23 protein-coding genes and 1 tRNA gene are annotated in these 24326 nt (G+C 61.5%); 10 read left to right on the top strand and 14 right to left on the bottom strand.

Annotated features, from left to right (window positions below; all coding sequences use genetic code 11):
• Positions 1–2: 2 nt before the first annotated feature.
• Entirely contained in the window at positions 3–362 is a 360-nt protein-coding gene (locus LPB73_RS13645) for a GrlR family regulatory protein (RefSeq protein ID WP_089267259.1), read from the bottom strand.
• Positions 363–763: 401 nt separating this feature from the next.
• Between LPB73_RS13645 and LPB73_RS13640 the strand changes: the two genes are divergently transcribed.
• The gene (locus LPB73_RS13640; protein ID WP_089267260.1) at positions 764–1216 is read left to right on the top strand and encodes a hypothetical protein; all 453 of its coding nucleotides are present in this window, start codon (positions 764–766) and stop codon (positions 1214–1216) included.
• A 4-nt stretch (positions 1217–1220) separates the two neighbouring features.
• On the opposite strand, the gene LPB73_RS13635 is transcribed toward LPB73_RS13640, so the two are convergent.
• A complete protein-coding gene (locus LPB73_RS13635) occupies positions 1221–2420 on the bottom strand; it encodes an MFS transporter (RefSeq protein WP_231080864.1) in 1200 nt (399 codons plus the stop codon).
• 496 nt (positions 2421–2916) lie between these two features.
• Between LPB73_RS13635 and LPB73_RS13630 the strand changes: the two genes are divergently transcribed.
• The gene (locus LPB73_RS13630) at positions 2917–3156 is read left to right on the top strand and encodes a hypothetical protein (RefSeq protein ID WP_231080863.1); all 240 of its coding nucleotides are present in this window, start codon (positions 2917–2919) and stop codon (positions 3154–3156) included.
• Here LPB73_RS13630 and LPB73_RS13625 read toward each other — a convergent pair.
• The 3 genes from LPB73_RS13625 to LPB73_RS13615 all read right to left on the bottom strand — a co-directional run bounded on the left by LPB73_RS13625 (position 3125) and on the right by LPB73_RS13615 (position 4197).
• A complete protein-coding gene (locus LPB73_RS13625; protein ID WP_231080862.1) occupies positions 3125–3403 on the bottom strand; it encodes a hypothetical protein in 279 nt (92 codons plus the stop codon). The genes LPB73_RS13630 and LPB73_RS13625 overlap by 32 nt on opposite strands.
• Positions 3404–3507: 104 nt before the next feature.
• Positions 3508–3726, bottom strand: a complete 219-nt coding sequence (locus tag LPB73_RS13620) for a hypothetical protein (protein ID WP_093759133.1) — start codon at positions 3724–3726, stop codon at positions 3508–3510.
• Between the two features lie 159 nt (positions 3727–3885).
• Positions 3886–4197, bottom strand: a complete 312-nt coding sequence (locus LPB73_RS13615) for a pilus assembly protein PilZ (RefSeq protein WP_089267262.1) — start codon at positions 4195–4197, stop codon at positions 3886–3888.
• A 275-nt stretch (positions 4198–4472) separates the two neighbouring features.
• On the opposite strand from LPB73_RS13615, the gene LPB73_RS13610 reads away from it, so the two are divergent.
• Positions 4473–5396 (top strand): hypothetical protein, encoded by a 924-nt coding sequence (locus LPB73_RS13610; protein ID WP_231080861.1) that lies wholly within the window; start codon positions 4473–4475, stop codon positions 5394–5396.
• A 46-nt stretch (positions 5397–5442) separates the two neighbouring features.
• On the opposite strand, the gene LPB73_RS13605 is transcribed toward LPB73_RS13610, so the two are convergent.
• Positions 5443–5519, bottom strand: a tRNA-Arg gene (locus LPB73_RS13605).
• Positions 5520–5623: 104 nt separating this feature from the next.
• Here LPB73_RS13605 and LPB73_RS13600 point away from each other — a divergent pair.
• On the top strand, positions 5624–7054 hold the full coding sequence (locus tag LPB73_RS13600) for an O-antigen ligase family protein (RefSeq protein ID WP_231080860.1): 1431 nt from the start codon (positions 5624–5626) through the stop codon (positions 7052–7054).
• Here the strand turns inward: LPB73_RS13600 and LPB73_RS13595 are convergent.
• Positions 7051–8124 carry an acyltransferase family protein gene (locus LPB73_RS13595; RefSeq protein WP_231080859.1) on the bottom strand — a complete coding sequence of 358 codons (1074 nt, stop codon included), beginning with the start codon at positions 8122–8124 and terminating at the stop codon, positions 7051–7053. The genes LPB73_RS13600 and LPB73_RS13595 overlap by 4 nt on opposite strands.
• Positions 8125–8352: 228 nt before the next feature.
• Between LPB73_RS13595 and ilvA the strand changes: the two genes are divergently transcribed.
• Positions 8353–9870: a threonine ammonia-lyase, biosynthetic gene (gene ilvA / locus LPB73_RS13590; protein ID WP_231080858.1), complete on the top strand. Its 1518-nt coding sequence runs from the start codon at positions 8353–8355 to the stop codon at positions 9868–9870.
• A gap of 158 nt (positions 9871–10028) precedes the next feature.
• The gene (locus LPB73_RS13585; RefSeq protein ID WP_089267265.1) at positions 10029–10481 is read left to right on the top strand and encodes a hypothetical protein; all 453 of its coding nucleotides are present in this window, start codon (positions 10029–10031) and stop codon (positions 10479–10481) included.
• A gap of 35 nt (positions 10482–10516) precedes the next feature.
• On the opposite strand, the gene LPB73_RS13580 is transcribed toward LPB73_RS13585, so the two are convergent.
• From LPB73_RS13580 to LPB73_RS13570, 3 genes are all read right to left on the bottom strand, one after another.
• Positions 10517–12721 carry a TRAP transporter permease gene (locus LPB73_RS13580; protein WP_231080857.1) on the bottom strand — a complete coding sequence of 735 codons (2205 nt, stop codon included), beginning with the start codon at positions 12719–12721 and terminating at the stop codon, positions 10517–10519.
• Positions 12722–12766: 45 nt separating this feature from the next.
• Positions 12767–13918 (bottom strand): TAXI family TRAP transporter solute-binding subunit, encoded by a 1152-nt coding sequence (locus tag LPB73_RS13575; protein ID WP_231080856.1) that lies wholly within the window; start codon positions 13916–13918, stop codon positions 12767–12769.
• Between the two features lie 179 nt (positions 13919–14097).
• Complete coding sequence (locus LPB73_RS13570) at positions 14098–14319, bottom strand: acetyl-CoA carboxylase biotin carboxyl carrier protein subunit (RefSeq protein WP_068730696.1); 222 nt, start codon at positions 14317–14319, stop codon at positions 14098–14100.
• Between the two features lie 238 nt (positions 14320–14557).
• Here LPB73_RS13570 and LPB73_RS13565 point away from each other — a divergent pair, with 238 nt between their 5' ends.
• On the top strand, positions 14558–15526 hold the full coding sequence (locus LPB73_RS13565) for an IclR family transcriptional regulator (protein ID WP_120290220.1): 969 nt from the start codon (positions 14558–14560) through the stop codon (positions 15524–15526).
• On the top strand, positions 15456–17012 hold the full coding sequence (locus LPB73_RS13560; RefSeq protein WP_231080855.1) for an acyl-CoA carboxylase subunit beta: 1557 nt from the start codon (positions 15456–15458) through the stop codon (positions 17010–17012). Before LPB73_RS13565 ends, LPB73_RS13560 begins: the two co-directional genes overlap by 71 nt.
• A 1-nt stretch (position 17013) precedes the next feature.
• Here LPB73_RS13560 and fabF read toward each other — a convergent pair whose 3' ends face one another.
• The 4 genes from fabF to LPB73_RS13540 all read right to left on the bottom strand — a co-directional run bounded on the left by fabF (position 17014) and on the right by LPB73_RS13540 (position 21762).
• The gene (gene fabF / locus LPB73_RS13555) at positions 17014–18276 is read right to left on the bottom strand and encodes a beta-ketoacyl-ACP synthase II (protein WP_231080854.1); all 1263 of its coding nucleotides are present in this window, start codon (positions 18274–18276) and stop codon (positions 17014–17016) included.
• A gap of 51 nt (positions 18277–18327) precedes the next feature.
• Complete coding sequence (locus LPB73_RS13550) at positions 18328–19611, bottom strand: MFS transporter (protein WP_231080853.1); 1284 nt, start codon at positions 19609–19611, stop codon at positions 18328–18330.
• A gap of 74 nt (positions 19612–19685) precedes the next feature.
• Positions 19686–20882, bottom strand: a complete 1197-nt coding sequence (locus tag LPB73_RS13545; protein WP_231080852.1) for an acetyl-CoA C-acyltransferase — start codon at positions 20880–20882, stop codon at positions 19686–19688.
• Between the two features lie 109 nt (positions 20883–20991).
• On the bottom strand, positions 20992–21762 hold the full coding sequence (locus LPB73_RS13540; protein WP_175366058.1) for an enoyl-CoA hydratase: 771 nt from the start codon (positions 21760–21762) through the stop codon (positions 20992–20994).
• Positions 21763–21938: 176 nt separating this feature from the next.
• Here LPB73_RS13540 and LPB73_RS13535 point away from each other — a divergent pair, with 176 nt between their 5' ends.
• Both LPB73_RS13535 and LPB73_RS13530 read left to right on the top strand, forming a co-directional pair.
• Positions 21939–22634 carry a TetR/AcrR family transcriptional regulator gene (locus LPB73_RS13535; protein ID WP_231080851.1) on the top strand — a complete coding sequence of 232 codons (696 nt, stop codon included), beginning with the start codon at positions 21939–21941 and terminating at the stop codon, positions 22632–22634.
• A gap of 163 nt (positions 22635–22797) precedes the next feature.
• Positions 22798–24294: a CoA-acylating methylmalonate-semialdehyde dehydrogenase gene (locus tag LPB73_RS13530; protein WP_120290210.1), complete on the top strand. Its 1497-nt coding sequence runs from the start codon at positions 22798–22800 to the stop codon at positions 24292–24294.
• The last annotated feature ends 32 nt before the right edge of the window (positions 24295–24326 follow it).

Here is a 24326-nt window from a genome sequence, read left to right as displayed (position 1 = left end):
TGCTACTGCTGAAATTCCGCAAGCTTGCGCAGTGTCGCGCGGAATATCTGGCTGTGCTTGCCGACGAGCGCTGTGCCGTTCATCGTCGCCGACGTATCCGTGAAAGTACCCGACAGACCGATGCCGACCGGTTGGCTCTGGCCACCGAACAGTGGACTCATGTCAGGGCTGGGCGTGTGCTGCATGACGGAAACCTCGCCCTTGAAGGTGCCGGCTTCCTTATTGAGAACATAGGTACCGACGTAGAACAGGTACGCGTCGCCGCCGAGCAGTTCGCCTTCGCGAAAGGTTACAACACCGCTGCCCTTGCCTGAACGCCCGTCGAGAAGCTCGACATGGATCGAGTAGAGTCCATTCTTCATAATAGCCCGATGGCGCAAACCCGTCCCTTGGTTGCGCAATCAGAAGTATTGCAAAGACCGTATACCAACGTCAACGCATTCGCGGGCGCTGTTGGTGCACGAGCGAAAGACCGAGTGACGCAGGTGCGCTCGCTTGCCGCCTTGGCACTTCGCGACGAGGGCGTTCTTAAATACCTCTGCCATTGAAGTTATCACCACAAATTCGCTGCAGTGCGAAGAGAGCCTGCCGGTGCTAATGGAGAATCGCCTATCGTTTGATTGGGCGTCTGTCGCGAAGTTGAAGCGCAGCCGTTCTTCGATAGTCGTATGATGCGCTTTGCGTGAGTGACTACGGAAGAGGCGGGTACTTTGCCCGCGACAAACCTGAACATCATTGTGCCGGCCGGGGCTGGAGCAAGCAAATGAGCGACTGGATGACTTCCGGCGCCGACGCGCCGTGTTCGCCAACTACTATCTCTCACGATCGACGCGTCCGGCGTCGTGCAGGCTGGCTGAAGCTGGGAGCGCCGACCTTGTGTATTGCGGTTCTGTTATCAGTGCCGCTGATGCAATCGGTCGCTGCGCGCGATCGCGGACAATTCGCCAATACCAGCCCCGATCTGAAAGCCTGGTTCGATAGTCTGCGCAGCGGCAAGGGTCCGTGTTGTTCCGATGCAGACGGCAGCGCCGTCAGCGATGTGGATTGGGAATCCAACAGTGGACACTACAAGGTGCGGATCGACGGGATGTGGCTCGACGTACCTGACGAAGCTGTCATCACGGTGCCGAACCGCGTCGGTCGCACCATGGTGTGGCCAATACAGGGTTCGTCCGGCACAGTGATCCGTTGTTTCATGCCAGGTAGCATGACATAGCTGGTCACAACGCCCGGCGGACCGATGCGAGCGCGGCGATCAGCGAGATCGCCGCGAGGACAATGACCGCGGCGCCATAGATATCGAGCGTGAGCGGCAGGCCGAGCGTCGGGGTCGCCAAGCCTGCAACGATAGTCGGCAGGCTGAAGGCGAGATAGCAGATAATGAAAATTACGGAGAGCAATCCAGCGCGTTCATGCGCGGGGACCAGCGGCACAACGGTCCGGATGCTACCGAAAAATCCGGCGCCGAAGCCAAAGCCGGCAATGACCGTGCCGACCAATAGTTGTGGGACGCTTTGTGTGTAGACCCCGCCCAGTGTGATCAGCACGCCGAGAATAAGACACGCCATGCTGCGGATCAGAATGGTGGTGCCAGGCCATTTGTGTGCCACCAGCATCGAGGCGGCACCGCTCAAGGTCAGCGCTGTCACGGCGAGTCCACCAAGGAGAGGCGAATTCGATCCGGTGATGAGCCGGAGCAGCGAGGGCATCAGCGACAAGTAGAATCCGCCCAACGCCCAGACGGCAATGTTGCCCGGCGAGACCAGGGTCAAGGGTTGTCGCACGTGAGGCGGTACGGTCACGATCGGCCGGAGCGACGCCCATGCGCCGGGACGACGCGCAACCGTTTCCGGCATCCACCACAGCAGAATGGCTTGTATGAGCGTTGCTACGAGGAGCAGCAGATAGACCAGTTGGGTCGGCATTGGCGCGTAGCTGACGAGTACGCTGGATAGCAACGCGCCGATCCCTGTGCCCGTGACGGGCGTCAGGCTGTTCATCAGCGATCCGTGCGCGCGGTTCAGATCGAGCATGGCAGCACCGATGGTGCCGAAGGCAATGCCGGTCGCAAATCCCTGAATGGTGCGGGCGGTGATCAGTGCCACGACGGAATCTGCCGTAATGAAAACCAGCAGCGCCAGGACATTCAGGATCAGCGCCGAGAACATCACGGGCCGGCGACCGATATAATCCGACAATCCCCCGACCGTCAGCAGCGCAACCAGCAGACTGAGCGCATAGGCGGAGAACACCGTCGTGACCATGACCGGCGAGAGGTGCCAGTGGTCCTGATAGATCCGGTAGAGTGGCGTCGGTGCGCTGGCGAACATGGCGACAGTGCCGAGCGTTGCGATCTGAAAAATAATGGCAGCGCGACGCGTCATCACGCCTTTCGGCCGGGCGTCGAGATTGCTGGACATCGGGAAGGGACCTAATGGACAAGGTGGGGCAAGCCCAACGGTCGCTTCCGTCCTTGATTGATTTTACCGCTGTCCAATGCTCGCTCAGGTGATGCGCGGAGCAACAGCAGAGAAAGATGATGCATGCATGGCCAAGCCTTCACAACGGCGGCTGGCTCGCGCGCCCTGTGCGAGATTGCATGGCTCGTCTGGATCGCGCCCCTTAACACGGCGCGAATCTTTCCTATACTCAGGCTGTCACGAACAATGAAAGGAGGTGGTCCAGTGTCTAATTCCAAGCGCTGTCACCTCGCTGAGGCCGCCCGCTAGGCTCACTCTTTGAGCTTCGGAAGGGCGTCTCGGCGCCTGGTTCAGCGAGAACAGGGAAGGGGCGCGCCGAGTTATCGGTGCGCCCTTTCTTCTGAGCGCAAACCTGTCGCGCCGTGAAACATGACGCTTGATCTGCCGGTCATCCGTGACAATCTATCAGACGTTGCTTGTGTACGGAGTAGCAGCAATGCCGGGAACCCCGCGCGATCTGGCGGAGAGAATGGCCGCGCGCCAGCAGCGGCGTGCCATCGCTGACGGCTATGTGCGCGAGAGCTTCACACAGCCACGCGAAAATGCCCGCAAGACGGCGCGGGCGTTTTTGGACCGGTTTCCGAAGCAAGCCTACATGAGCGAAGTTGAGCGCTGGCGCGAGCTGCCAGACGGCGACATTGAATTTACGATGCGGCGGCTGCGGACCGCTGATTGAGCTGACAGGCGGCGATCATCTGGTTGATGTCGTGCTCGCTCATGCCTGTAGCGGCCGATTTCTCGACTGGATCGGCAGCACATGCGTGGATCGCATAGCCGATATCGAGAAGACGGCGTGGCGGATCTTCCTCGCCCAGGCCGACTTCCATCACCAAGCCACTCTCGACGGCATGCCGCCAGACATCGGATTTGTTGGGGAAGGCCTTACTGACTTTGACCGAATTTGAAAACAGCGCGTAGGGCATGCGGCAACCTCCGTGATGAGGCGATAACGCGGAATATGGCATCTGGTTGCGCTGCAGCAAGCCCCACTTTCGTTATCCACGAGGTCGTGATGATCGGTCGGCCGTCAGTCCCGCTGGGTAATCCGCAATTCCAGCAGCGCCATGGTCTGGAGCATCGTGGGATCGCGTTCACCCTCGCTTGTGGTGCGCAGGATGCTTTCGGCGATGGATTGCACGTGAGCGGAGTTGACGGGATGCGGCAGCGTTGAAACAGCCCCGTCCAGCGCTTGTTTCATCACTGAGATTGTGTCTGGCGGAAACGCGGCATGGGAAAAATTCTTCACGGTGGCTCCCGGGTTCAAACGGACAAACGCACCCAACTGTTCACGGGATAACAAGAGTTCGGGCGCGCGAATGTTCCTGCCGCAAAGTTGGGCAGATCCGCGCAGCGGCGTCAGCCGCTGCGTGTCGGGTGCCAGGTTCCGGAAACGGTCGCAGGGATGTCAGGATTCGGTGTCAGCCGGCCGGGCGGCTTTCTTCTTGGCGCCCTGTCGCAGGAATGTCGCGCCGATCTCCTCGCCATTGACCCAGGCCAGCTCGCAGCGACGGAACGCCAGTCCTGTGGACGACAGCAGCAGGAAGAATTCCTTGAGATTGATGCCCTCGATCGAACTCTCGACGATAAGGCGTGCGCCCGTCTCGGACACGTCCATGATGCGGCAACTGCGGCGCCATGTGCCGTCAATGGCCATGAGCCAGACAGGGAAACCGCGCTCGAACGCAACGCGGCCAGCATTTGGTTTTTCAGGGGTCATCGACGCTTCCTTGGCGCCGGGGATTTTAAATTGGATGGTGGTAACGGCTGGTAAATGCCGCTTACGGCGGGCTTTGCGGTTCAGCACGCCATCAAGATGTTGTTTTCAAAGAGCGCCGCGGCGCACAGCCTTATTCGGTTGAATGGTGCAACCGCAACGACGGGTTTCAGACGCGGCGGTTGTGGAGGTGCGCGTTAACGGAATGGTTACAAGCTGGTGCAATGTAAAGTGGAATCCATGGCTTGTTGAAGGGCCTCGGCGGAGCACGTTACTGCATGAACACGCCAGCTGCCCTGATATCTGCCGGCGTGGGTGCAGCGTTTTTTGCGGCCGCATCCGTGTTCTATTATCAGCCGTCCTTCATTCGGCCCGACTATGCGCTGGATGCCATCCTGACAACCAATAACTCGAAGGCGCGTGCAGCAGTCACGCGACTCTTGCTCAATCCGTCATCTGCGCAATTCGATGGCTTGCGGTCGGTCCAGGTCGATAACAGGAAATATGTTTGCGGCAGCGTGAACGCCAAGGACAAATCGGGAGCTTACACCGGGCATCGAGCTTTCGTTTACACGGTCGCCATCGACTTTGCGCGTATCGACGACGATGGAGAGATCGCGCAACGGCACGATGCGTACAAGGCTTGTCCGGTCTCTGAAGAAGAAGAGAAGCTGGCTCAACAGAAGATCGGCATATCACCCAGTGCGCTCCAGGCGATCAAGCTGGTTCAAAAGACGCTGCCGACAGCCGATCCGTCAGTGCTTACGGATATGGCATCGCAACTATCGCCCGCGGGCAGTGGACCGGCCGGGACGACCGAGCAACAACTCGGCCGTCTGGCAGGCCAACCCGGCTCGGGCGGGCAGCAATCGGGAAACCAGACATTCAAAACCACGCCCGGCCCCGAATCCAACTGGCGTGCCGACAAGCCGCCGACCGCGTGGCCAGTCTTTCCGCCGGACCACGTGTTGGCAAAGCATGTGCAGAAACGAACGAATGCCGAGGCGTTGGTGCTGGCAAAATCGGTTGAAGATCTCTGGGTAAAGTCCAAAGCGGGAACCTCATCTCAGCGCCCTTCGCTGGACGAACTTCGAGAGGCCCTTCGGGCTCTGATGGCCATCGATGCCAAGAGTGCCGAGTTTCCCCAAGCTTGGGCGGCATTCGTGCGGCTGCGGACGATCGAGCGCGAAGCGAGCGCCTAGTCTCTGGAAAAGCCGAATGGACACAGGCGTTTAAGGGCACCTGTGATGGTGCACTCGGAGCGATTCGAACGCCCGACCCTCGGAATCGAAATCCGATGCTCTATCCAGCTGAGCTACGAGTGCGACGGCGGCACCATAGCGGCGAAAGTCGCAAAAGCTAGCCCCGCGATGGGGAGCGCAGCGGTTTTGCCTAACGTCGGGGAGGCTGCTCGCTATAGTCTGCCTTTATGAATCAAGGCCGACTCAAATCCGGTCCGGTGGATTTCGTCCTGTCCGGGTGGCTACCGACTGCGCTGCTTCTGATCGTGACCTTAGTGGTCGGTCCCGCGCTGGGCGGATTGTCGCGTCCGCTCTTCGTGGTCGGCTGCGCCGCTGCTGGCTGGCTGGCGTGGCGACGCAGCACCGCGGCCCATATCCAGTCGGCCATCCTGCTGTTTGCCTTCGCACCATTCGTGCGGCGCGTGGTCGATGTGTCGGTCGGCTACGACGCGGCCAGCATCATGCTGATCGGGCCGCTGTTGTTCATCCTGACGCCGTTACCGAGCCTGTGGACGTTGCTGTCGTCCCGCGAGCAGTTGCGCGATCCCTGGCTGATCGCGCCGGCTATCGTGCTCGCCTGCATCGCTTACGGTGCCATGCTGTCGGTTTTTCAGAATGACTGGATGAGCGCGGCGACAGGTGCGTTGAAGTGGGCGGCACCTGTGCTCTACGGCATCGCTTTGCAGCAGCGCGCAAGGTCCGACGGTGAACTCATCAATGCCATGGCGCGTATCTTTCTGGTGGTGCTGCCGCTGACGGGTCTTTACGGCATCTGGCAATATGTCGATCCGCCGAGTTGGGATCGGTTCTGGATGAACTACGCCTCGATCCTGTCTGCAGGATATCCGCTACCCTATATGGTGCGCGTCTTCAGCACGATGAACGGGCCCGCCACTTACGCGACCTTCACCGCAACGGGACTGCTGTTGCTGGGCTTCCTGAGACCGGGATGGCAGTCGCTGATTGCCCTGGCGCCCGCTGCACTGGGCCTGTTGCTGTCGCTGTATCGGACCGGCTGGATCGCACTCGCGCTGGCCGTGGTGTTCTGCATGGTGTTTCAATCCACACGGCGGCGGGCGCTTGCGACCGGACTTGGCATCGTCGGCGCAGCCATGGCGGCGGTCCTGTTCACGCCCTTCGGCGATGTGATCACCGAGCGGCTGCAGTCGCTCGGCAGCGGTTCCGAGGATGGCAGCGGCAACGAGCGTCTCGAAGAATTCGTGACGCTGTGGAATACACCTGACAGCATGGTGGTGGGATCTGGTTTCAGCTTCACCGATATCGGTGTCGCGGGCACCATGCCGGTCGATGGCCAGATCATTGCGAGCTGGCTCACGCTTGGTATTCCTGTCGGACTGCTCTGTTTGGCAGCCTATATCTGGGTCGGGGTCTGGAGCACGTCTGCGGCATGGCGGATGCCGACCAAAGAAGGCGTGGTGCTCGGCGCTCTGTCGCTCGGCGGCATCCTGATTCACTTGCCACTGACCAGTATCTCGTCAGGTGAGATATCCGCTCTGTTCTGGATGATTTTCGCGATGGCCTGTCCGCACGACCAGACTGTCAGACCTACCGAGGATGCCGCGATGCCCCTGGAGCAGGCGCGGACCGGCAGAGTTTAGTCCGGTCGGGCCGCCTGGCTGACAAGCGGAGCGGGTGCAGGTCTGCGCCTCGGCAGTGGCGCAAGCCCGAGTGGTGCCAGCAGGTTCAGCCGCTGTAACACCACATGGGCTACCATGGGCAAGATCACACCGGCCGCGGTGCCTGCGAGGAGATAGACCCACGGCATTGGCGGCATGTGCAGCATCTGCATGATGATCCGCGTGCCGGATCCCGCCATGATGTGCAGCACATAGATCGTCATGGACATGACGCCGACCAGTGCCAGCCAGCGATGTCGCGTCTCGTTCAGCAATTTGCAAAGCAGCACCACGCCGCTGATGCCGAGAATGCATGCCGGAAGCGAAGTCGTACCATTTGCGTCGAAGCCGGAGAGCTGTCCTCCAACGGCGACTGCAGCAGCGAAAGCGGTGGCGATCACGGTCAACATGGTCCACCCCGTTCGCCCATGAGGCTGCCACGCCATCACGATGCGGGTTGCATAGAGTCCCGCGACATAGAACGGCAGGTGATGCATGGTGAGCGCAAGATCGGGGCGGATCGGCAACAGCATGAACACGATCAGACCGGCGAGCGCGACGACAATCATGATGGTGCGATTGGGAATGAGCACCGCCAATATGTGGCAAATCATCAGGGCATATAGAAACCAGAATTGCGCCATCGGCCGATACCAGATCGCCACGAGGTCGCTGGATGTGACGGGAATATTGGCATTGCGTGATATCAGCATGATCACGCTGCCCTGGATCAGCGACCAAAGCACATAGGGATAGGCGATCGTCCATGCCTTGCTGGCGAGGAACGGCCGAACGCCGCGTGTGAGGCTGTGCTGTACGTTCAGGCCCGCGAGAAAGAAGAACAGCGGCATGTGGAACGTATAGAGCGTATAGCTCATCCACTGCGCGAGCGGTCCGTCAGGAAACAGATGTGGCGGTATCAGGCCGCCGAGTACGTGGCCATAGACCACGAGAATGACGCCTATACCGCGTGCAAAATCAATCCAGACCTGACGCGTGCGATCGGTCTGCGATCTTGGTGCTTCTGCATCTTCGGCTGGCGATAGTTGCATCGTAGGACATCGCTGGTTCTGAATATCTGGATCAGCAAGACAACATACGCCGAGAGCCGTACACCATCGTTAACGCCGATCCATGAAATGGCGGTCGGGCGTTCATAGGTGCTTTTCTGGAAAACAGGCTTGATTTCTCGGTCATTTCGGTGCCCATCTGCGCCGACAAGCTGTCGGCAAGCCGTTCTGTGGCCAGTTCGGTCTCTGCCACATGTTCGAGGACTACCTGTGACTGACTACGTTCGCAAAATCCTGGACAGCCGCGTCTACGACGTCGCGATCCAGACGCCGCTGGACCCGATGGTTCGGCTGACCGCGCGCATGGGGAGCCCCGTGCTGCTCAAGCGCGAGGATTTGCAGCCGGTCTTCTCGTTCAAGATTCGCGGCGCGTACAACCGCATTGCGGGGCTGTCCGCGGAGCAGCGCGCGGCCGGCGTGATTTGCGCGTCGGCTGGCAATCACGCGCAAGGCGTGGCGCTGTCGGCGCAGCGGCTCGGGATCAAGGCAACCATCGTGATGCCGGTGACCACGCCGCCGATCAAGATCGATGCTGTCAGATATTGGGGCGGCAATGCCGTGCTGTTCGGCGACACGTTCGACGAAGCAGCGGCGCATGCGCGCAAGCTCGAGGCCGAGCAGAAGCTGACCTTCGTGCATCCCTATGACGATCCCGACGTGATCGCGGGGCAGGGCACCATCGGCATGGAAATCCTGCAGCAGCATCCCGATCCCATCGAGGCGGTGTTCGTGCCGATCGGCGGCGGCGGCCTTGCGGCTGGTGTTGCCTCCTTCATCAAATTCCTGCGCCCGGAGACCAAGGTCATCGGTGTCGAGCCCGTCGATGCCGCATCGATGAAAGCCGCGATAGATGCTGGCGAGCGCGTCGTCCTCAATCGCGTCGGTCTGTTTGCCGACGGCGTGGCCGTGCGCCAGGCCGGCGTCGAAACATTCCGTCTCTGCCGCGAATTGCTCGATGATGTGATCACGGCCGACACCGACGAGATGTGCGCTGCCATCAAGGATATTTTCGAGGATATGCGCGTGATCGCGGAGCCGGCAGGCGCCTTGGCGCTGGCGGGACTGAAGAGCTATGCCGCGAACAACCCGACGCGCACCGGAGCGCTGGTCGCCATCAACAGCGGCGCCAACATGAATTTCGATCGCCTGCGGCACGTCGCAGAACGCGCCGAGGTCGGTGAGGCCCGCGAGATCCTGCTGGGCGTGACCATTCCGGAGCAGCCCGGCAGCTATCGCCGCTTCATCCAGACCATCGGCAATCACAACATCACCGAGTTCAACTATCGCTATGCCGATGCCAAGGAAGCCAATGTCTTTGTCGGCCTGAAGCTGAGCGGCGCGAAGAACGACAAGGGCGAGCTGATTGGGCAGTTGCAGGCGCTCGGCTATAAGGTGCTGGATATCAGCGCGGACGAAACCGCCAAGCTGCACATCCGCTATATGGTTGGCGGGCGAGCACCGCCCGCTTTGCGGGACGAGGTTATCCTGCGCTTCGAGTTTCCGGAGCGTCCAGGCGCCTTGCTGAAATTCCTCGATCAGATGGGGGCGGACTGGAACATCACGCTGTTCCACTACCGTAACCACGGCGCGGATTACGGCCGGGTGCTCGTTGGGATTGAAGTCCCTCAGGTCGACCGGCCGACCCTGACGCAGCGGCTGACCTCCCTCGGCTATCCCTATGAGGACGAAACGCAAAATCCGGTCTACCGGATGTTCCTGAACGGCTAGGCGGGTGGGGCAGAGAGTGAGGCAGGGCCGGTTCCTGCCTTTTTTTCGCTCAAAGGCGATGCTTAACGGAATACTAGCACTGTCCGGCCAGAGTCGGGCGGTGTGCTGATGCCGGAAAAGGGCGTTGGCTTGGGGTCCCTTACCGGTTTCATCACGCGATGCGTCTTTCGCTGCTGCCTGTCCTGATGTCCCTGCTGGTGCTGTCCGTGGCTCCGGCCAAGGCAGATTTGCGCATCACCCGCGACCACGGCGGCTATGTCGAGGAATACAAGGCTAAGTATGAGCGCATCCGCGACCGCAAGGAGCGGGTGATCATCGACGGCATCTGCAATTCGGCCTGCACCCTGGTGTTCGGCATCGTGCCGATGAACAAGGTCTGCGTGACTCCGCGCGCCAGCTTGGGCTTCCATCAGGCCTATTACGACAAGGCTTTCACCTTCGGCATGAAGGTGATCAGCTACGAGGGCACCTCGGACCTGATGGCCTATTATCCGCCGCCGGTGAAAGACTGGCTAGCGCGCAACGGCGGTCTCACGCCGGAAATGAAAAAGATCAAGAACGGCATGGATCTCTGGAAGATCGTCGATCCCTGCCCGGAAGAATTTTTCTAGCTTTCAATCTTCAATCGACCTGAATGCCTTCGCGGTCATGACACCGCGAGCCGCGCATCGCCGCGCCTGATCAGCGCCAGCGCGATCAGCACCGTCGGTGCGAGAATGCAGGCGGCGAGGGCAATGATCTGCCACTGCGACAGCGGATTGATGCCGCCTCCGGGTGTCGCCATCACGAAGCCACCGATCACCAGCAGCACACGTAGCGGCCATTCCATTGCGCCCGCACGGCGCAGATCGCCCACATAGGCCTGATAGCCCTGAATGCCGCCGCAGATGAAGACGATGCCGAGACAGGCAAGGCCGGTAAGGCCGAACGCTTCGAGGTAAGGGCTGTCGCCCTGCAGTAGCAGCGCCGGATTCAGCACGAAGAAGAACGGGATAAAATAGATGATGCTGCCCACCCACATCGACTCCCAGCCGGTCTTCATCGCCGGTGCGCCAGCGATGCCGGCGGCGGCAAAGGATGCGATGGCGACCGGTGGCGTGATCGACGACAGCATGCCCCAATAGAAGATGAACATGTGCACGGCCATCTTGTTGAGGCCGAGCTTCTCCAGCGCCGGTGCGACAAGGATAGCGAGGAAGATGTAGCAGGACGTCGTCGTCAGGCCGAGGCCGAGGATCAGGCTGGTGAAGGCACACATGATCAGCAGCAGGAAGACGTTGCCGCCGGCGATCGCCAGAAGGTCGTTGGCCAGGCTCGAGATTACGCCGGTGAGCGAGAACGCGCCGATCAGCAACCCGCAGCCGGCGAGGATCGCGATCAGCTCGACGAAGGTCTTGCCGTTCAGTTCGAGGAAGTGGATCCAGCGCGCGCCGCCCCAATTCTTGCCAGGGAAGAATTCATTGAGTGCAGCGAGGATGCACATTCCCCATAGATAGGCGTTCTGCAGATCGAGCCAGACCATCAATCCGGTCAGCACAATCGAGAGCGCCAGGACGGCGGTGTTGCCCTTCTTCCACGGTGCCGGGCCTGACCATTGATGCAGGATGACCAGCAAAGCTGTGGCGTAGAACGGCGCGTGGCTCTCGCGTTTGAAGTACAGCAGCATCACGACAAGGATCGCGATGACAAAGAGATAGTACCAGCCCTCCTTGAGCGCGTCCATGAAGCGGGGCAGTTCCTCGCGCGGGATGCCTTCGAGCTTGTGGCGCGCGGCGTAGCTGTCGACCTGCGCGAACAGACCGAAGTAATACAAGATCGACGGAATGGTGGCGGCGAGGGCGACGTCGGCATAGCTCGTGTTCATGAACTGCGCCATGACGAAGGCCGTCGCGCCCAGCACCGGTGGCGCCAGCACGGCGCCGGTGGACGCGCAGGCTTCGATCGCTCCTGAATAGGACGGTGTGAAGCCGGTTTTCTTCATCGCGGGGATCGTCATCGTTCCAGCGGTCAGCACATTGGACACGATGCTGCCACCGACGGTGCCGAGCAGGCCGGACGCAAAAATACACACTTTGGCAGCCCCGCCGCGGAAGGTGCCGCACATCGCGAAGGCAATGTTGATGAAAAATTTTCCAGCGCCGGTCATCATCAGCGCGGTGCCAAACACCAGGAAGCCGATCACGGTGTCGGCGAAGGCCTGGATCGGAATGCCGAGCAGGCTCTCGCCCGACAGCACGTGATAGGCCGTCGTCTGCTCCAGCGTCGACTGGGTGCCGCGGAACGGTCCGAGCCATTTGGCGTCGGCAAACAGCGGATACAGCGTGAAGGGGAAGAGGCTGAGCAACAGGCTCCAGCCGCCGGTGCGGCGCAGCGCCTCCATCAGCACGAACCACATCACGAGGCCTGCGGCGATCACGGGTTTAGGTGCGCCGTCGAATTCCCAGCCAAATTGCGCGGCCTTGCGGATGTTCATCATCAGGAAGATCGCGGCCGCGAAAGTGGCGACGAACAATACGACGTCGTACCATGGCACACGGTCGAGATCGGCCTTCGACGTTCCCGGAAAGATCAGGAACGTGAACGGCAGCATCAGCGCGATTAGCAGATAGAAATATTCGGTGTTGAGTTGCGTGACATCGACAAAGAAGCGCAGCGAAAATTGCTGGTTGATGCAGAGCAGGATGGTCGCGAGGGTGGCTAGTATCAGCGCCCAGCGCCACACGCCGTGCAAGGCGCGAACGCGCGAGACCTCGGACTCCTGGAGGTCGGCGACTCCATGGGGATCATCGAGTTCCATTTTTACGGGAATGTCGGATGCGGGCCGCGCGTGATCGGGTGACGAAATTGACATAATGGCCCCGATTATTGTTCGCGGTTACAGCTAAAAATAACGACGTTATTCGAAGCCGTTCGGCATGCCGACCTTCTTGAGCGCAGCCGCGCGGGCAGTCATCCAGCCGTCGAGAAACTCCTTTTCACCGGCTGATGCACTGGCCTTGGCGTATTCGCTCCATGCCGCCTTCAAGACGTCCTGCCGCTTCAGCAGTCCGTCATTGTGTGCCTGGTCTTCTGGCGTCCAGTTGCCGGCTTCCTTGAGGGCTTTCACGGCGCCGGGATGAAACGGAACGACCCATTTCATGGACTGCGCTTTTACGGCGAGGCCCAAAGCGCCTGGTGCGTTGTCCTTGTAGGCGTCAAAGTTGACGATCATCGCCTTGGTGATCGCGTAGATCTGATCTTCCGCCTGCAAGCCGTAGACGGTCGCGACGGGGTAGGGGTAGGTGCTCATGTTGACGGGCGCTGATGCCGTGATGCCCGCGCCGCAGGTCGCGACATGTGGATTGAAAAACGGTGCCACACGCTTGACGCGCTCCCAGCCGGCCTTGTCTTCCGCGGGGAGGGGCGGCCAGATGATGCCGCGCGGCGATGTCTCGACTTCCTTGGCCGGGCCAGTGATGGTGGTAGCAAAGGCTGCATCGACGTCGTTGTTCACCATGCCTTTCCACATTGCACCGTAGCTTGCGAACTCGATCGGCTTGATGTCTGCCTTGGTGAGACCGCCGAACGCCATGATCGCAAGCGAGTTTTGGTTCAGGGCAGGTGAGCCGACGACGAAGCCGACGCGTTTGCCGCGTAGATCCTTGATCTCCTTCACGCCGATATCACGAGCGACGCCGAGCGAGGCGCCATTACAGTCGATGGTCGACAGCGTGACCTGCGCTGGCTGTGGACCCCATTCCTTGACGCCGAATTCGAACACGCCTTCCTGTGCGAAGTAGATGCCCGAGCCCATCCAGGCGATCGTTGCGCGACCGGCGCGCAATGGCGCCAGCCGCGCGACATCATTGCCGGCAGGCAGCACACGCACGTCGGTGGAATATTTGTCCTTCATCATCTTGCCGACGGCGACGGCGATGTTGAAGCCGGCAGTGCCGGTGTCATAGGCGGTGACCGCCATGGTCGGTGGAAGCTTGATATCCTGTGCGCATACGGCGCCGGTTGTAGTGAGCACGGCAACGGACGCCAGCGCGATGAGCCGGTGAAGCATTTTCCCCTCCAGATGCATTCGCTTTGCGAATTGCTTTTTATTGTTCGGCGATCATGTCATCGCCGTCAGGCGCTGGCAATGTCCTGAGGCAGTTCGCTGGATGATGAGAGCGGTCACCATCGCAGACAGAATGCCGCAGCACATTGGTAAGGCAGTCGAGACCGTCACTGCATGTCTGCTCACGTCTCGACTGTGCCGAGCAACTGTCCTTCCGCGACCACGTCGTCGACCGCAACGATCATCGATTTGATTTTACCTGCGGCAGGAGAGGCGACCGGAATTTCCATCTTCATGGCTTCGACAAAAGCCACTTCGTCGCCTTCATTTACGGAATCGCCGGTTGCGAGCGGCAGTGAGCAGATGCGGCCGGCGACTTCGCTGAGGATCTTGATCTCTGGCATGGTGTTCTCCGCGATCACGCGGGCGGCTGCTCGCTATAGGTGTAGCGCCGACGCGACCGGACAATCCCTAAGAATGAGAAGAAACGAGCAGCTTGGTGTTGTCGCCGCAGATTGCCTGAGGTAGCGTAGCCCGCAAGTGGAATATAATTCCGCAGAGTGGAACGGGACGGCGGCGCACATCGGGGCAATCCAACGGATTGGCTCCCCGCGAGATGCGTCGTTTTAAGGGAAACGCATCATGGGACGACGTTCGGAACGGCTCAGCAAACAAGGCATGCTCGCCAGCGATCTGGCAGGCGACGGCGATGTGATCCAGGTGGTCTCGCGCGCCTTTGATATTCTTCGCTGCTTCGAGGGCCATGATGCCCGGCTTGGTAATCTCGAAATCTCCAATCGCTGCGGCCTGCCGCGCTCCACCGTATCGCGCCTGACGCATACGCTGACGCGCATGGGCCAGCTCGCCTATCTGCCTGCAGATCAGAAGTACCGCATCGGATCGAGTGCGGTCGCGATGAGTGCTTCGATGATGCGGGGACTTCAGATGCGTAACCTGATCCGCTTGCGTTTGCAGGAAGTGGCGGAGCAGGTACCTGGCACGATCGGCTTCACGATTCCCGATCGTTTTCACATGGTCTATCTCGAATATGCCCGCGCCGATCACGCGCTCGGATTGCATTCGACCACCGGCAGCCGCATTGCCATGGGCCGGACTGCAGCCGGCCACGCCTACACCGCAGCACTCGATGAAGACGTCGGCAATGCTCTGATCAACGATATCGCGCGCGAAATGCCCGAGGACGCCAAGATCCTGCGCGGCAAGATCGTTGGGAACCGTGAATGTCTGCGTGACAACGGCTACGTCCTCGCAGGTGGCCTTTGGTCGCCGCATATTACCGGCATTGCGACGCCGATCTGGTCGCCGCAGTATCAAACCTATGTGGTCGTCACCATCGGTCTGCTTGCCGCCATGTATGACGAGCAGCGCCTGCAGGACGAGATCGCTCCGATCCTGCGTCAGCTCAGCGGCACGATCAGCATGATGGTTCAGAACGCAGATAGCGGCCTGACCAGTGCGCCCGTTCCAGATGCGCCTCCCGCGCCAACAGCTCAGAAAAAAATGCTCCCGGAGGGAATGAATGAACTGGAAGCCGGAACTCGACGACCTCGCCCGGCGCGAAGCCTTCGCGCGGGAGATGGGGGGCGCTGACAAGGTCAAGCGGCAGCATGACCAAGGCCGGCTCACAGTTCGTGAACGTATCGACAGACTGATAGATGCAAAAAGCTTTCACGAAGTCGGGGCAGTCTCCGGCATCGGTGAATACGATGCGTCTGGCGAGCTGAAGCATCTGACGCCGGCGAATTGCGTGTTCGGTCGTGGCAAGATCGACGGCCGTCCCGTCGTCGTTGTTGGCGACGACTTCACCGTGCGCGGCGGTTCGGCCGATGCGTCGATTTCGGCCAAACCGCTGATGGCAGAGGAAATGGCGCATGACTTCCGGCTGCCGATCATTCGCGTGATCGAAGGCTCCGGCGGCGGCGGCTCGGTCAAGACCATCGAGACCAGGGGCGCAGCCAATCTGCCGGGCGGCGTCGGGGGCACGCGCTGGTACTGGTACACGACGTCCAATCTGGCGCAGGTGCCGGTCGTTGGCCTTGGCCTTGGTTCAGTCGCCGGGCTCGGTGCCGCGCGGCTTGCAGCCAGCCACTACTCGGTCATGACCAAGAATTCCGCGATGTTCGTCGCCGGGCCTCCCGTGGTCGCGCGCCTCGGCCAGTCGCTTGAGAAGAAGGAACTCGGCGGCGCCGATATCCAGACGCGCGCTGGCGGCGTCGATCATGCCGTGGAGACAGAAGAGGAGGCCTTCGCCTGTGCGCGACGCTTCCTGTCCTATCTGCCATCGTCCGTCTATGACCTGCCGCCCACGATCGCCTGCAATGACGATCCCGAACGTGCGGAGGAATCTCTGCTGAACGCCGTGCCGCGCAATCGCCGGCAGGTCTACAAGATGCGCCCGATCATCGACGCGGTGGTCGACAAAGGCTCGTTCTTCGAGATGGCGGCGAATTTCGGCCGGCCGATCATTACCGGTTTTGCGCGTCTCGAAGGCCGCGCGGTGCTGCTGCTCGCGAGCGATCCGTTCCACTATGGCGGCTCGTGGACCGCGGAAGCCTGCCAGAAGGTGGTGCGCTTCGTCGACCTCGCTGAGACGTTCCATCTCCCTGTCGTCTATCTCATGGATTGCCCGGGCTTCATGATCGGGCTCGATGCGGAGAAGGCGGCGACCATCCGACACGGTGTTCGCGCCATGGCCGCGGTCAATCAGACCACGGTGCCGTGGTGCACGATCATCATTCGTAATGCGTTCGGCGTCGCTGGCGTGGTGCATCAGCCGGCCAACCGGTTCTCGATGCGTTACGCATGGCCTTCGGCCTATTGGGGTTCGCTGCCGCTGGAAGGCGGCATCGAGGCGGCCTATCGCGCCGAGATCGACGCGGCGGACGATCCCAAGCTCAAGCAGCAGGAAATCGAGGAGCGTCTCAACAAGTTGCGTTCGCCTTTCCGTTCGGCCGAGAAGTTCTGGGTCGAGGAAGTCATCAACCCCACGAAGACGCGCTCGCTGCTGTGTGAGTTTGCACGTCTTGCCGAACCGCTCCGCAATGCAGGCCCGTCACGGCTGGCGATGCGGCCCTAAGCTATATTCGCCGCAGCACCACGCTGGCATTGACGCCGCCGAAGCCGAAGCCATTCGAGAGCACGTGCTCAATGGCCATCGGCCGCGCCTTGCCGCGGATCAGATCGATGCCGTCGGCAGACGGATCGGGATTTTCGAGATTGAGCGTGGCCGGAGCGATCTGGTCACGCAGCGCGAGGATTGCGTAGACCGCCTCAAGCCCTCCGGCTGCACCGAGCAGGTGGCCCGTCGCGGATTTGGTCGAACTCACAGCGACTCCGCCGTTTGTTCCGAAGATCGACTTGATCGCTTCGAGCTCGCCGTGATCGCCCACCGGCGTCGATGTCGCGTGGGCGTTCAGATGCTGGACATCGGTAGGCGCGATACTGGCCTGTGCCAGAGCGATATCCATCGCGCGTTTGGCGCCATCGCCGTCCTCGCGGCCGGCTGTCATATGGAACGCATCGGAGGTCGTACCGTAGCCGATCAGTTCGGCAATCGGTTTCGCGCCGCGTGCCAGGGCATGGTCGCGTTCCTCAAGCACCACGATGCCGGCACCTTCGCCCATGACAAAGCCGTCGCGGTCGCGATCGAACGGGCGCGAGGCGCGCTCCGGATTGGCGACGAAGTCGGTGGAGAGCGCGCGAGCGGCGGCGAAGCCGCCGAGGCTGACACGGTCGATACAGGCTTCGGCACCGCCGGCGATGGCGACATCCGCTTCGCCGGAGCGAATGAGACGCGCTGCATCGCCGATCGCCTGCACGCCGGCGGCGCAGGCTGTCACGGGTGCGCCGAGTGCGCCTTCGAAGCCGTAGCGGATCGAGATGTGACCGGCGGCCAGATTGACCAGGAACGAGGGTACGGTGAACGGCGACAGCCGGCGGATGCCCTTGGTGTCGGTGGTGCGGACGGCATCGGCAATCGCCGGAAAGCCGCCGATGCCGGAGGCGACGATCGTGGCGGTGCGTTGGCGTTCTCGCGCATCCTTCGGCTGCCAGCCGGCTTGCGCGATCGCTTCATCGGCAGCCATCAGCGCAAACAGGATGAAGCGATCCATCTTCTTCTGATCCTTGCGCGGCGCCGCCTTGTCAGGATCGAAACCGCCTTCCGGATCATTGGCGATGTCGGGCACCTGACCGCCGACCTTGGCGGCGAGATCAGCGGTCATGGCCTCCGGCAACAGGCGGAGACCGGATTGACCTGCGAGCAACCGGGACCAGTTGATCTCGACGCCGCAACCGAGCGGCGACACCGCTCCCATCCCCGTAATTACAACGCGGCGCATGATGTATTCCCGTTCTGATATGAGTGGCGAGCAGCCTGAATCCTGCGGGGATCAGGCGGTCGCGACCTTCTTGTCTTTTGAAATCGCCAGCACGATCAGCGCTGCAATAATACATAGCGCACCTGCCGCGAAAAAGGCAGGCAGATAGCTGAGCAGTACCGTGCGCGACAGGCCAGCGCCGAATGCCGCCGTTGCTGCGCCCAGTTGATGACCGGCGAAGATCCAGCCGAATACCAGACCCGCGCGTTCCGGTCCGAACTTCGACGCTGTAAGCCGCACGGTGGGCGGCACGGTGGCGATCCAGTCCAGGCCGTAGAACAGCGCGAACAGCGACAGGCCATAGAACGAGAAGTCGGTAAACGGCAGCGCCAGCAGCGAGAGGCCGCGCAGGCCATAGTACCAGAACAGCAGGTAACGATTGTCATACCGGTCAGACAGCCAGCCTGACGCGATGGTGCCGACGAAGTCGAACACGCCCATCGCCGCCAGCAGTCCGGCCGCCTGAATCTGCGGGATGCCGAAGTCGAGGCACATCGGGATCAGGTGCACCTGCACCAGTCCGTTGGTGCTGGCCCCGCAGATGAAGAACGTGGCGAACAGGATCCAGAACACCTTGGTCTGGGCAGCATCGCGCAGGGCACCGAGCGCTGCCGCCATGATCGGCGAGGTGTTCGGCGCCGGTACGGCCAGCGGTTCGGTGCTGGTGTCGCCATAGGGGCGAATGCCAATGTCGCTGGGACGGTCCCGCATCACCAGCAGCACCCCGAGCGCGGCTATGGCCAGCATCACGCACATCAGCGCCAGTGCCCAGCGCCAGTTGCTGTGCTCGGTGATGCTGGCGAGGATCGGCAGAAAGATCAGCTGACCGGTGGCCGCGCTCGCGGTGAGGATACCCACGACGAGGCCACGGCGTGCGCTGAACCAGCGCGCTGCAACGGTGGCGCCGAGCACCAGCGCCGTCATGCCGGTGCCGATACCAACGGCGACGCCCCAGAGCGCCATCAACTGCCAGACCTGCGTCATCCCGAGCGACAATATGAGGCTTGCTGCAACGACGAGCAGGGCAATCAGCGTGACGTTGCGCAACCCATAACGGTTCATCAGCGCCGCGGCGAACGGCGCCATCAGGCCGAACAACACGAAGCGGATCGACATGGCGGATGAAATCTCGGCGGTACTCCAGCCGAACTCCTTCTGCAGCGGCACGATGAACACGCCGGGCGCGCCAACCGCGGCAGCGCTGACCAGCGCCGTCACGAAGGTTACGGCAATCATCGCCCATCCGTAATGGATATTGCGGCGGGCGAGGGCAGTCGAGAGCCATCCGGAAATCATCGGGTTTCCTGCAATCAAGGAGAAGTGGCGTCGCGACGACCACCGCCGCGACGATCATATCTGGGAAAGGCGGTTCAGTGAACGATGCGTTCGATGGCAATCGCGGTGGCTTCGCCGCCGCCGATGCACAGTGCCGCGACGCCGCGTTTCAGGCCCCTGGCTTCCAGCGCGTGCAGCAGCGTCACGATCAGCCGCGCGCCGGTTGCGCCGATGGGATGGCCCAGCGCGCAGGCGCCGCCATTGACGTTGAGCTTCTCGCGAGGGATGCCAAGGTCGCGTTGCGCGGCCATCGGCACCACGGCAAAGGCCTCATTAATCTCGAACAGGTCGACATCTCGGACGCTCCAGCCGACCTTGTCGAGCAGTTTGCGGATTGCCGGAATGGGCGCAGTCGTGAACCATTGCGGTTCCTGGCTGTGCGTGGCGTGGCCATGGATCACGGCCAGCGCGGGCAGGCCCTCACGATCCACGAGGGAACGCTTGGCGAGCACCAGGGCAGCAGCGCCATCGGCATTGGCGGACGAAGCAGCGGGCGTGATAGTGCCGTTGCTGCGGAAGGCTGGTTTGAGGTTCGGGATCTTGGCGGGATCGACCTTCAGCGGATGTTCGTCATTGGCGATCTCGCGAGCTCCGGACTTCTCGACGACGGTCAGTGGCGTGATCTCCGCCTTGAAGGCGCCGCTCTCCACCGCCTTGCGCGCGCGGGTCAGCGTCTCGATCGCATAGGCGTCCTGATCTCCACGCGTGAACTGATAGGCCTCAGCGGTGGCTTCGCCGAAGTCACCCATCGAGCGTCCGACCTCATAGGCATCCTCAAGCCCATCCATCAGCATGTGATCGATGATGCGATCATGGCCGAAGCGGTAACCGCCGCGCGCCTTCTGCAGCAAATAGGGCGCATTGGTCATGCTCTCCATGCCGCCGGAGACGACGATCTCGGCCGAACCGGCATGGATGATGTCGTGGGCAAGCATGGTCGCCTTCATACCGGAGCCGCAGACCTTGTTGATCGTCGTAGCCCCGGTGGCATCCGGCAGCTTGGCACCTCGGGCGGCCTGGCGGGCGGGCGCCTGACCCTGGCCGGCGGGAAGCACGCAGCCCATGAAGACTTCGTCGATGCGCTCGGGTGCCAGTTTCGCGCGTGCAACGGCGGCACCGATCACGTGGCTGCCGAGCTTGTGGCCGGAGAAGGGCGATAGTTCGCCCTGGAAGCGGCCGAGCGGGGTGCGGGTGGCCGAGACGATGACGACCGGATCTGAAGCTGCGGACATGATGGAGGCTCCTTCGCGCAAGCGCGGGTCATTTGGATGACACTCATCATATGATGCGCTGCAAGATACGCAATGCCGGCCTGTGCAAAATTCTCGTGAGGTCGAGCTGCTAGCGTTTGCGGTTGATGAAACCCTGCATCAGTCGCTGCGGCTCGCCGGTCAGATAGGCCTCGCCGAACACGCCGACGCTGAGATTGACGGATTCCTTCAGCGGCAGCTCTTCCCACTGTTTCAGCAGAGCTTTTTGCGACCGCATGGCCTCGGGTCCACACTCGAGTATGGCTTCGATCGTCTTTTCAACTTCGGCATCAAGCGCGCCTTCGGCCGCAACCACATCGACCAGACCCCAATTGAGCGCGGTCGGTGCATCGATGGTGGCGGCAGTCATGATCAGCCAGCGCGCCCGCCCCCAACCGATCAGGCGCGGCAAGAGGGCAGCGTGAATCACCGAGGGGATACCGACCCTGACCTCGGGCATGGCGTATTTGGAATCATGCGACGCGATCCGGAAATCGCAGGCGGCAGCAAATTCGAGGCCGCCGCCAAGGCACCAGCCGGGGATGCGGGCGATCACAGGCGCGGGAAAAGCGCGGGCGGCTTCGCAGAGATCGCGCAAGCCGGAAATGAACTTCTCGGCGGAGGCCTGATCCAGCGTCGCCATTTCTTTGATGTCGGCGCCGCCAATCATGCTCTTTTCGCTCTGGCCGGCGATGACAAGCGTGCGAATGGCGCGTTCCGTGGCCAATACCTCAATGCCTTCGCGAACACCCTTGATTGCGGCTGAATTGAGAATATTGAGTGGGCCGGCGTTACAGATCGTCAGCCGAACTATACCTCGCGGGTCACGTTCGACACCGCAATGGGGATTGAGCATATGCATGAAATCGTCTCGTCCCTTGGCATTTCCTTGGGCCGGCGCGGATCGCCGGTCTTGCTCCTATCAATTCCGCGTCAAACTGCGGTGTTGTCAAGGCCTGCGGCCAGGTGTGCGTTGCGCATGCGGAGCAGCGTGAGTAATATGATCGACATCATCTATTTGTTTTGAATGGACCGCCGATGCGCTATTCGAAGGAACACAAGCTCGAGACGCATGCGCGGATCGTGAAGAAGGCTTCCGTGCGTCTGCGCGAAAAAGGCGCGCATGGCATCGGCGTGGCCGACCTCATGAAGGACGCGGGTCTGACCCACGGCGGCTTCTATGCGCATTTCGATTCGCGTGAGGCGCTGGTGATTGAAGCCTTCGCCTATGCGATGGACCGCTCGACGGATCGCTGGCGTCAGTTGGCTGGGCAGGCGGCGCCGGATCAGCGCCTGGCGACGATCGTGGATTCTTACCTGTCGCCGCAGCACCGCGACAATCCGGGCCATGGTTGCGCCGTCCCGGCGCTGGGCGCTGAGATCGCGCGCGAAAGCCCCAAGACGCGCAAGGTGTTTGCCGCCAAGCTCGATCAGATGATCGAAATGATGTCCGAGCAGTTTCATGGCGGACCGAGCAAATCGGCGCGCAAACAGGCGATGGCGGCGCTTGCCACCATGATGGGCACCATCGTGCTGGCCCGCGCCGCCGGCAATGGCGAGTTGTCCGAAGAGCTTTTGAGCGCTGGCCGCGAGGCCGTGCTGGGCCGTGCTGCAGCGCCGAAGCCTGCAGCGTCCAACCCTGCAGCGTCCAAGGCTGTGGCTCCCAAGAGCACGGCTAGAAAGCCGACTGCGAAGAAGGCGGCGACCAAGGCCGTATCTGCCGCCAAGAATTGATAATCGGCGCACTGCCTGCGACATTGTCGCGGCGGTGACATTCTGACAGGGCTAAACTGCAGCGAGCCTGCAATTTCGCAAATCCGCCGCGCGCGCAGGGCCTTTCCAAACGCCAAAAAGCCTGATCAACATCGGGCCAAATTTGGCTTCCAGGAGGAAACGCATGCGCACGATTGGACATTTCATCGGCGGCCGTGAGGTCGAGGGCAAGTCGGGGCGTTTCGCCGACGTTTTCGAGCCGATGACAGGCGAAGTTCAGGCCAAGGTTGCGCTGGCCAGCAAGGCCGAGATGCGCGCCGCGGTGCTCAATGCCGCCGAGGCGCAGGTCGCCTGGGGCAACACCAATCCACAGCGCCGCGCCCGCGTGCTGATGAAATTCCTCGAACTCGCCAATCGCGACTACGACAAGCTGGCTGATTGCCTGGCGCGTGAGCATGGCAAGACTGTGCCGGACGCCAAGGGCGATATCCAGCGCGGCCTCGAAGTGATCGAATTCGCCTGCGGCATTCCGCATCTGATGAAGGGCGAATACACCGAAGGCGCAGGTCCCGGCATCGACATCTATTCGATGCGCCAGTCGCTCGGTGTCGTCGCGGGCATCACGCCGTTCAACTTCCCGGCGATGATCCCGATGTGGAAATTCGGTCCGGCCATCGCCTGCGGCAACGCCTTCATCCTGAAGCCCTCGGAGCGCGATCCGGGCGTGCCGATGATGCTCGCCGCACTGATGATCGAGGCCGGCCTGCCGCCGGGCATCCTCAATGTCGTCAACGGCGACAAGGAAGCCGTCGACGCAATCCTCGACGACGAAGACATCAAGGCTGTCGGCTTCGTCGGCTCGTCGCCGATCGCCCAGTATATTTATGAGCGCGCTGCGGCGACCGGCAAGCGCGCGCAGTGCTTCGGCGGCGCGAAGAACCACGCCATCATCATGCCCGATGCGGATATGGACCAGACCGTCGATGCGTTGATCGGCGCCGGCTACGGCTCCGCTGGCGAGCGCTGCATGGCGATCTCGGTGGCCGTGCCTGTTGGCAAGACCACGGCCGACCGTCTGATGGAAAAGCTCATCCCGCGCGTCGAGAGCCTGAAGATCGGCACCTCCGTGGATCCGTCCGCCGACTTCGGTCCGCTGGTGACCAAGGAAGCCGTCGATCGCGTCAAGAATTACGTCGATATCGGCATCAAGGAAGGCGCCACGCTGGCCGTCGATGGCCGCGGCTTCAAGATGCAGGGCTACGAGAACGGCTTCTATATGGGTGGCTGTCTATTCGACAACGTCACCAAAGACATGCGCATCTACAAGGAAGAGATCTTCGGGCCCGTGCTGTCGGTGGTGCGTGCCCACGATTACGAAGAAGCTCTCGCGCTGCCGTCGGATCATGACTACGGCAACGGCGTTGCGATCTTCACCCGTGACGGTGACGCTGCGCGCGACTTCGCCGCCAAGGTCAATGTCGGCATGGTCGGCATCAACGTGCCGATCCCGGTGCCGATCGCCTATTACACCTTCGGTGGTTGGAAGAAGTCCGGCTTCGGCGATCTCAACCAGCATGGTCCGGATTCGATCCGCTTTTATACCAAGACCAAGACGGTCACCGCGCGCTGGCCATCGGGTGTCAAGGAAGGCGCCGAGTTCTCGATCCCGTTGATGAAGTAAGAACACGCAAGCGGCCCGGCGCTCCCAAAGGT

Source organism: Tardiphaga sp. 37S4, from assembly GCF_021044645.1.
GTDB classification, from domain to species: Bacteria; Pseudomonadota; Alphaproteobacteria; order Rhizobiales; family Xanthobacteraceae; genus Tardiphaga; species Tardiphaga robiniae.
This window is presented reverse-complemented; position numbering and strand designations above follow the sequence as displayed.

What these genes read in the sequence shown, in the direction of transcription:
- LPB73_RS13545 (WP_231080852.1), bottom strand. Translation starts at nt 20,882, where the DNA reads ATGTCCGCAGCTTCAGATCCGGTCGTCATCGTCTCGGCCACCCGCACC.
- LPB73_RS13625 (WP_231080862.1), bottom strand. Translation starts at nt 3,403, where the DNA reads ATGCCCTACGCGCTGTTTTCAAATTCGGTCAAAGTCAGTAAGGCCTTC.
- LPB73_RS13610 (WP_231080861.1), top strand. Translation starts at nt 4,473, where the DNA reads ATGAACACGCCAGCTGCCCTGATATCTGCCGGCGTGGGTGCAGCGTTT.
- LPB73_RS13645 (WP_089267259.1), bottom strand. Translation starts at nt 362, where the DNA reads ATGAAGAATGGACTCTACTCGATCCATGTCGAGCTTCTCGACGGGCGT.
- LPB73_RS13575 (WP_231080856.1), bottom strand. Translation starts at nt 13,918, where the DNA reads ATGCTTCACCGGCTCATCGCGCTGGCGTCCGTTGCCGTGCTCACTACA.
- LPB73_RS13635 (WP_231080864.1), bottom strand. Translation starts at nt 2,420, where the DNA reads ATGTCCAGCAATCTCGACGCCCGGCCGAAAGGCGTGATGACGCGTCGC.
- LPB73_RS13595 (WP_231080859.1), bottom strand. Translation starts at nt 8,124, where the DNA reads ATGCAACTATCGCCAGCCGAAGATGCAGAAGCACCAAGATCGCAGACC.
- LPB73_RS13540 (WP_175366058.1), bottom strand. Translation starts at nt 21,762, where the DNA reads ATGCATATGCTCAATCCCCATTGCGGTGTCGAACGTGACCCGCGAGGT.
- LPB73_RS13570 (WP_068730696.1), bottom strand. Translation starts at nt 14,319, where the DNA reads ATGCCAGAGATCAAGATCCTCAGCGAAGTCGCCGGCCGCATCTGCTCA.
- LPB73_RS13585 (WP_089267265.1), top strand. Translation starts at nt 10,029, where the DNA reads ATGCGTCTTTCGCTGCTGCCTGTCCTGATGTCCCTGCTGGTGCTGTCC.
- LPB73_RS13615 (WP_089267262.1), bottom strand. Translation starts at nt 4,197, where the DNA reads ATGACCCCTGAAAAACCAAATGCTGGCCGCGTTGCGTTCGAGCGCGGT.
- LPB73_RS13560 (WP_231080855.1), top strand. Translation starts at nt 15,456, where the DNA reads ATGAACTGGAAGCCGGAACTCGACGACCTCGCCCGGCGCGAAGCCTTC.
- LPB73_RS13640 (WP_089267260.1), top strand. Translation starts at nt 764, where the DNA reads ATGAGCGACTGGATGACTTCCGGCGCCGACGCGCCGTGTTCGCCAACT.
- LPB73_RS13600 (WP_231080860.1), top strand. Translation starts at nt 5,624, where the DNA reads ATGAATCAAGGCCGACTCAAATCCGGTCCGGTGGATTTCGTCCTGTCC.
- LPB73_RS13630 (WP_231080863.1), top strand. Translation starts at nt 2,917, where the DNA reads ATGCCGGGAACCCCGCGCGATCTGGCGGAGAGAATGGCCGCGCGCCAG.
- LPB73_RS13565 (WP_120290220.1), top strand. Translation starts at nt 14,558, where the DNA reads ATGGGACGACGTTCGGAACGGCTCAGCAAACAAGGCATGCTCGCCAGC.
- LPB73_RS13530 (WP_120290210.1), top strand. Translation starts at nt 22,798, where the DNA reads ATGCGCACGATTGGACATTTCATCGGCGGCCGTGAGGTCGAGGGCAAG.
- fabF (WP_231080854.1), bottom strand. Translation starts at nt 18,276, where the DNA reads ATGCGCCGCGTTGTAATTACGGGGATGGGAGCGGTGTCGCCGCTCGGT.
- LPB73_RS13580 (WP_231080857.1), bottom strand. Translation starts at nt 12,721, where the DNA reads ATGTCAATTTCGTCACCCGATCACGCGCGGCCCGCATCCGACATTCCC.
- LPB73_RS13550 (WP_231080853.1), bottom strand. Translation starts at nt 19,611, where the DNA reads ATGATTTCCGGATGGCTCTCGACTGCCCTCGCCCGCCGCAATATCCAT.
- LPB73_RS13535 (WP_231080851.1), top strand. Translation starts at nt 21,939, where the DNA reads ATGCGCTATTCGAAGGAACACAAGCTCGAGACGCATGCGCGGATCGTG.